This is a genomic window from Streptococcus mitis, from assembly GCF_047465045.1.
Lineage (GTDB): Bacteria > Bacillota > Bacilli > Lactobacillales > Streptococcaceae > Streptococcus > Streptococcus mitis_DT.
In genome coordinates this window covers 1-7,377 of record NZ_JASHAR010000035.1, presented here as the reverse complement: position 1 = coordinate 7,377, position 7,377 = coordinate 1, and the positions used below count along the sequence as shown (strand labels likewise).

At 38.3% G+C, this 7,377-nt stretch carries 6 protein-coding genes and 2 pseudogenes; 7 read left to right on the top strand and 1 reads right to left on the bottom strand.

Annotated elements, in window-relative coordinates; genetic code table 11:
* From QM409_RS10605 to QM409_RS10585, 5 genes are all read left to right on the top strand, one after another.
* On the top strand, nt 1-237 hold a 237-nt coding region (locus QM409_RS10605; RefSeq protein ID WP_414305715.1), incomplete at its 5' end, for a hypothetical protein.
* Between the two features lie 30 nt (nt 238-267).
* Complete coding sequence (locus QM409_RS10600; protein WP_414305714.1) at nt 268-2,046, top strand: phosphotransferase; 1,779 nt, start codon at nt 268-270, stop codon at nt 2,044-2,046.
* Nucleotide 2,047: 1 nt separating this feature from the next.
* Nucleotides 2,048-2,233 (top strand): hypothetical protein, encoded by a 186-nt coding sequence (locus QM409_RS10595; protein ID WP_093586637.1) that lies wholly within the window; start codon nt 2,048-2,050, stop codon nt 2,231-2,233.
* Nucleotide 2,234: 1 nt separating this feature from the next.
* Nucleotides 2,235-3,662 carry a cytosine permease gene (locus QM409_RS10590; RefSeq protein WP_414305713.1) on the top strand — a complete coding sequence of 476 codons (1,428 nt, stop codon included), beginning with the start codon at nt 2,235-2,237 and terminating at the stop codon, nt 3,660-3,662.
* 482 nt (nt 3,663-4,144) lie between these two features.
* The gene (locus QM409_RS10585) at nt 4,145-5,572 is read left to right on the top strand and encodes a cytosine permease (protein WP_414305712.1); all 1,428 of its coding nucleotides are present in this window, start codon (nt 4,145-4,147) and stop codon (nt 5,570-5,572) included.
* A gap of 47 nt (nt 5,573-5,619) precedes the next feature.
* Here QM409_RS10585 and QM409_RS10580 read toward each other — a convergent pair.
* A pseudogene (locus tag QM409_RS10580) lies at nt 5,620-5,799 on the bottom strand (IS3 family transposase); the annotation flags it as partial.
* On the opposite strand from QM409_RS10580, the pseudogene QM409_RS10575 reads away from it, so the two are divergent.
* Together QM409_RS10575 and QM409_RS10570 are read left to right on the top strand one after the other, a co-directional pair.
* A pseudogene (locus tag QM409_RS10575) lies at nt 5,791-6,249 on the top strand (ABC transporter ATP-binding protein); the annotation flags it as partial. The pseudogenes QM409_RS10580 and QM409_RS10575 overlap by 9 nt on opposite strands.
* A gap of 310 nt (nt 6,250-6,559) precedes the next feature.
* Nucleotides 6,560-7,216 (top strand): CBS domain-containing protein, encoded by a 657-nt coding sequence (locus tag QM409_RS10570; RefSeq protein ID WP_000268673.1) that lies wholly within the window; start codon nt 6,560-6,562, stop codon nt 7,214-7,216.
* The last annotated feature ends 161 nt before the right edge of the window (nt 7,217-7,377 follow it).

Sequence of the window (7,377 nt, the reverse complement as noted above, 5' to 3'; positions counted from 1 at the left end):
TACTTATGGCCAATAACCTCCTCAAATACAATAAGAGAACGACTCAAAATTAAAAAGCTAGAGTTCCGCTATTGGAAATCTCTAGCTTTTTTGTGGCTGAGAACTATTTTGTCTCAGGTTCTTTTTTTGGAGCTTTTTTCGTTTTGTCACTATTTTGATGGAATTGATTTGATCATCTGTTTTTTTAATATAGAATCTAACTTGACAAAAGCGTTTGTTCATCATATAATTAAATGAATAAAATATTGAACAAAAGAGGCTGAGGATATGTTATCAGAAAAACAATTTAATCTTTTACGTTTTTTGTTGCTTCACAAAGATGAAAACTTTACACAGAGACAATTGGCTGAACAGCTAGACATCGCTGTGGGGACAGTGAATAATCTTCTCAAGGAATGTAAAGTAAAGAAGTGGATTAGCGAGGGAAATAACTTAACTGACATAGGAGAGGAGGCTTTAGCTCCGTATCAAGTGAAGAATGCCATTATCATGGCAGCGGGTATGAGTAGCCGTTTTGCACCTTTGTCTTATGAATTACCAAAAGGATTGCTTCAAGTCAAAGGTGAGCGTTTGATTGAGAGAGAAATCAAGCAGTTGAAAGAAGCTGGGATAGAGGATATTACTATTATTGTAGGCTATCTGCAGGAAAAAATGTTCTATCTAGCAGAAAAATTTGGTGTTAAAATCGTTGTAAATAATGATTACTACAAGTACAATAACTGTTCTTCTCTCATGCTAGTCAGAGACCAGCTTTCTAACACTTACATTTGCTCGTCGGATAATTATTTTGTGGAAAATCCGTTTGAACGATATATTTATAGAGGGTATTATTCTACTATATTTGCAGAAGGGGACACAGACGAATACTGCGCTAAGGAGGACTCCAATCACACGATTATTGATGTTCAAATCGGTGGAACGAATACTTGGGCTATGGTGGGGCATGTTTATTTTGATCGCGCATTTAGTGAAAAATTCGTAGACATTTTAGAAACTGAATTTAAGCACGAACCATATCGCGAACAGCTCTGGGAAGACTATTATAGCCGTCATGTCAAGGAGCTTCCTTTGGAAGCTCGGCATTATTCAGCAGATATTGTTAAGGAGTTTGATTCACTAGATGAGTTGCGTCAGTTTGATGAACACTATTTGGTGAATACGAATTCGGAAATCATTGATAATATCTGTAAGACATTGGGATGTGTGGCTTCAGATATTGTCAATATCAAACCTCTAAAAGATGGTCTAACCAATACTTCGTTTTCATTTGACTGCCTAGGGAAGAGATATGTCTATCGTCATCCTGGTAGGGGAACGGAGAATTACATTGATCGAACTAGTGAAGCGGCTTCCATGGAAATTGCTGCAAAATTAAAGATTGATCGTACTTTTGTCGCTATGAACAAGTATGAGGGCTGGAAAATTTCAGAATTTATTCCCAATGCCAAGCAACTAGATTATGATAATTGGGATAATGTAGCAAAAGCAATGGAGCTTTTGAGACGCTTGCACCAATCTGGAGAAAAAACGGATCATTCCTTTGATCAATTTGAGGGTATTGATGATTTTAGACAAAAATTAAAAGCCAGCAATCGTTTTGAATTTGATGGGCTTGAAGAGTTGGATAAGAATATCTCAGTTCTCGAGAAGTTTTTACAAGAAGATCAAGCGAAAAAGGTTCTCTGCCATGGAGATTCTTATAGCCCGAATTTCTTGTTGAATGAAGCTGGAGAAATGAGCTTGATTGATTGGGAATATTCTGGTATGGGAGATCCAGCAGGAGATTTAGGAACCTTTATTGGATGTTCAAATTATACAGTAGAAGAAGCTGGAAAGGTACTTGAAATCTATCTACAAGAAGCTCCAGACAAGAAAACCAAACGCCACTACTTGGCCTATGTATCAGTGACTTCATATTATTGGTTTTTGTGGGCCTTGTTCCAAGAAAGCGTTGGGAAACCAGTAGGTGAATTTCTTTATATCTGGTATCGTTATACCAAGCAGTATGGAAAACTTGCATTAGATTTATACTTAGAGGAGAATTGAGATGAAACCGACATCAGAAATTGAAGAATTAGTGGCAAATGAAACGAAAAGAAGGCTAGAAGAAATGGAATCACCAAACTATGTGTTTGCTCAGCCATTTTTAAAAAGTGACTTTACTATAGTCATCGTCTTAGTTCTAATTAACCTTATTCTGATTATTCTAGCCATGACAGGAGGTATTCAATAAAATGTCTAAGATGAATGACTTTATTCAACAGGAGACCATAACGGGAATTGTTCCCATGACCAACAAGGATTGTCAGTATTCTTTCTGGGATCTCTTCCTGTCAACAAGTGGTTTTGCCATTGCAACTTGGTGTTATACCCAAGGAGCCTATGTGGCTCAATATTTGACCTTTAATCAAATGTTGATTAATATTTTTAGTTTCAACATTATCTGGGTTTTTATCGAATGCCTCCCAATTTTGTTTGCAGTTAAGTATGGAATTGATTTGTGGATTTGGTTGAGGGCTGTCTTAGGAAAAAAAGGGGTAGCCCTGCTATCAACCATTATTAGCTTGGCTAACTTTGGCTGGTACGCCGTTGCAGCTAATCTTTTTGCCAATTCTATGATCCACTTGGGAAATAATTTTGGACTTGGTTTAGACAAGGGAGTATGGACACCGATTTTAGGTACTCTCTGTGTTCTTCTTGGAACGTTGATTGCTCTTGGAGGTCCAGAAGTAATCAAATGGACCAATCGATTTTTGGTTATCGCCCTGTTGATTGTCGGTCTGATTATCGTTGGAATCTGTTTTGTAGCTGTTCCTATAACTGACATTATGAACATTCAACCAGCTACCCAAGGAGATTTGACGCCATTAGAACGTTTTATGCTCTCTGGGGAAGGAAATGTTGCCTTTGCTTTCTCTTGGTCTACACAGGCATTGGTTTTACCACGTTTAGCAAAATCAGAACGCAGTGGTTATTGGGCTACAGCCTTATCATACGGAGTTGTGGCTCCATTCTTCGTTGCGACTGGTGGGGTGATGGCTCTAGCCATGTTTGTTAAAACAGGTGTCTATGAAAGTGACCCAACGACGATGCTTTCAACTCTAAGCACTCCAGCCTTTGCACTCCTAAGTCTACTACTAGTAGCCTTTGCCAATATTGGAACCCAAGGGACAGGATCATACGTGAACTGTATGATTGTAAAAAGTGGGATGCCTAAAGTAAGTTATAAGCTAATGGTTTGGATTGCCATGATTTACGTGAGTCTACTCAGCATCTGGGGAGGAGTGGAAGAGTATTTCGGATCCTTCATCTCCCTAGCTGCTTATATTCAGGGGCCAATTATTGGTATGATTGTTGTCGATTACTTTATCTTAAGAAAACGAAAACTCGACTTGCGTTCAGCCTACTTCCTTGAAGGTCATGACGCTTACGAGTTTACTAAGGGATTTAACTTGGTTGGCTTGTCTTGTGTATTTATCTCTTTATTGGTAGCAGTACTATTTGTTTACAACCCTGTAACAGCACAAATTCAAAGTCCAATTTTCTTAGTCACAACGGGTAGTGGTTTTACGGCGATATTCGGAGGCCTATTATACTGGCTAGCTAGCTTAACTCCTTTAAAACGCTATATGATCAAGGATAGAGATTCCGTTACGATTTAAGGATAGAGGATTGATTAGAAATACTTGAGTATGCCCCTTGCTGGAGGCTTTAGAAAATCTTTATTGATACGGTAGAATAGGCTGAGCAGGTACTTGAAATTTCTGTAGAAGAAATTCCAAACGTGAAAACGAAATACAGCTATCTAGCTCAGGTGTTTGGAACGTCATACTATTACTCTTTTGTGAGGATTATTTCAGGAGAGCGTCTGTAAATCTATTAGGGTAGGGAAGTTTTTCTATATTTGGTATCACTATAGTGGGCAGTATGGTCAACTAAAATTAATTTTTAGTCGGAGGCCTAACAAAATGAGAATTGGTATTGAACTTGAGCAATTAGTTGTAGGTGAAACTAAAAAATGCAAACCTTAATCTATGTATATTTATCTCCCCTTTCATAAAAGTTTATTTTACATAAGTAATTGATATGATTCTAGTCAATCATATTCTGATTATCCTAGCCATAACAGGAGGTATTCAATAAAATGTCCAAGATGAATGACTTCATTCAACAGGAGACGATAACGGGAATCGTTCCCATGACCAACAAGGATCGTCAGTATTCTTTCTGGGATCTCTTCTTATCGACAAGTGGTTTTGCCATTGCAACTTGGTGTTATACCCAAGGAGCCTATGTGGCTCAATATTTGACCTTTAATCAAATGTTGATTAATATTTTTAGTTTCAACATTATCTGGGTTTTTATCGAATGTCTCCCAATTTTGTTTGCAGTTAAATATGGAATTGATTTATGGATTTGGTTGAGAGCTGTTCTAGGTAGAAAAGGGGTAGCTGTTCTATCAACTGTGATTAGTTTGGCAAATTTTGGTTGGTACGCCGTTACCGCCAATCTTTTTGCCAGCTCCATGATTCATTTGGGAAATAATTTTGGACTTGGTTTAGATAAGGGAGTATGGGCACCGATTCTAGGCACTCTCTGTGTTCTCCTTGGAACGCTGATTGCTCTTGGGGGTCCAGAGGTGATTAAAGGTACTAATCGCTTTCTAGTGGTAGCCTTGTTATTTGTTGGGCTAATCATCGTTGGAATTTGTTTTGTTGCGGTTCCGATTAGTGATATTATGAATGTCCAACCTGCTATTCAAGAAAATTTGACACCGATTGAACGTTTTATGATGTCAGGGGAAGGAAATGTGGCCGTAGCCTTTTCTTGGTCTACACAAGCCTTTGTCTTACCACGTTTGGCAAAATCAGAACGTAGTGGCTATTGGGCTACAGCCTTGTCATACGGGGTTGTTGCGCCATTCTTTGCTGCGACAGGTGGGGTGATGGCTCTAGCCATGTTTGTTAAAACAGGTGTCTATGAAAGTGACCCAACGACGATGCTTTCAACTCTGAGCACTCCTGCCTTTGCGCTTTTAAGTTTACTACTGGTAGCTTTTGCTAATATTGGAACTCAGGGTACAGGATCGTACGTGAACTGTATGATTGTAAAAAGTGGGATGCCCAAAGTAAGCTATAAACTAATGGTTTGGATTGCCATGATTTATGTGAGCCTACTCACCATCTGGGGAGGAGTGGATGAATACTTCGGTTCCTTCATCTCGCTGGCTGCCTATATTCAAGGTCCCATCATCGGAATGATCGTTGTTGACTACTTTATCTTAAGAAAACGAAAACTCGATTTGCGTTCAGCCTATTCCCTTGAAGGGCATGGTGCTTATGAGTTTACAAATGGCTTCAATCTAGTAGGATTATCTTGTGTAATCATTTCCTTGTTAGTCACGGTATTATTTGTTTACAATCCCATAACAAAGCATATCCAGAGTCCTATGTTCCTGCTCACAACTGGTAGTGGCTTTACTGCAATTTTTGGAGGCCTATTATACTGGTTAGCTAGCTTAACTCGTTTAAAACGCTATATGCTCAAGGATAAAGATTCCGTTACGATTTAAGTTTAAGAGAGAACGTTGTGTACTACCCCAAAAAGTTGGAAAAATAATTATTGAAAGGATTTAGTTCTGTATTGCACAGGACTAAGTCCTTTTAGTTTTACATTAATTCGTTTATTATTGTAGTAATCAATGTAGTCTACAATAGCTTGTTCTAATTGCTTAAGAGACGTAAACGTCTTCTTATAGCCATAAAATATTTCCGATTTCAAAATGCCGAAGAAGGACGCCACGTCTTTCCTGGCTTGACTGTTATGGAAAATCTTGAAATGGGAGCTTTCTTAAAGAAAAATCGTGAAGAAAATCAAGCTAACTTGAAGAAGGTTTTCTCACGCTTTCCTCGTCTTGAAGAACGGAAGAACCAAGATGCAGCAACTCTTTCAGGAGGGGAACAACAAATGCTTGCTATGGGACGCGCTCTTATGTCAACACCAAAACTTCTTCTTTTAGATGAACCATCAATGGGACTTGCTCCAATCTTTATCCAAGAGATTTTTGATATCATTCAAGACATCCAGAAACAAGGAACAACCGTCCTCTTGATTGAACAAAATGCCAATAAAGCACTCGCAATCTCTGACCGAGGTTATGTACTGGAAACAGGAAAAATCGTTCTATCAGGAACAGGAAAAGAACTTGCTTCATCAGAAGAAGTCAGAAAAGCATATCTAGGTGGCTAAAACAATCCAGTGGATTGTTTTAGTCGGCAGATGGAGATTACGAGGTAATCATCATTAATAGTCCGGAGGCCCTTTTTAGTCGGCATATAGAGACTGTGAAGCACTTCTCATCTGCACTGGAAGCTTAGCTTCTGATAATTGAAATAAAATCGAATGAAGCATACTTACCCTTCATTCAGAGAGCTCGATTTCAGAGCTCTTTTTGCTAGCTTATTCATACTTTTCTGAATTTTGAAAAAGAAATATAAGCGTTTGATAGATTTACAAAAAGATTGTATAATAGGGATAAGAATAGAAAAGGAGAAGTCTCATGGCAGTTAAAGATTTTATGACCCGCAAGGTAGTTTATATTAGTCCAGATACAACAGTATCTCATGCAGCAGATTTGATGAGAGAGCAAGGATTACACCGCTTGCCTGTTATCGAAAATGATCAATTAGTTGGTTTGGTGACTGAGGGTACCATTGCCCAAGCTAGTCCATCAAAAGCAACAAGTCTTTCTATCTATGAGATGAACTATCTTTTAAATAAGACAAAAGTAAAAGATGTCATGATTCGTGATGTTGTCACTGTTTCGGGCTATGCGAGTCTAGAGGATGCTACTTACTTGATGCTAAAAAACAAGATTGGTATTCTTCCTGTCGTTGATAACCATCAAGTCTATGGTGTTATTACGGACCGTGACGTTTTCCAAGCCTTTCTTGAAATTGCTGGTTATGGTGAAGAAGGAATTCGTGTGCGCTTTGTTACGGAAAATGAAGTCGGCGTTCTTGGAAAAATTGTTTCTTTGATTGTAGAAGAAAATTTGAATATCTCCCATACAGTCAATATTCCGCGTAAAGATGGTAAGGTGATTATCGAAGTTCAAATAGAAGGATCAATTGATTTACCAGCCTTGAAAGAAAAATTTGAATCAGAGAATATTCAAGTAGAAGAGATTACTCGTACTTCAGCAAAAGTCTTGTAAGAAGGGAAGCCGAAAGGCTTCTTTTTTCATGAGCTAAATTCCCAAACTAAGTTCCACCGCTAGTAGAAGTGGAAGTTAGTCTGATAAAAATCGTAAAAACCAGTGGAATTCCGTGTCAGGGTAAGTTCCACTGGTTTTAATCATGCTTGATTTTATAGCTT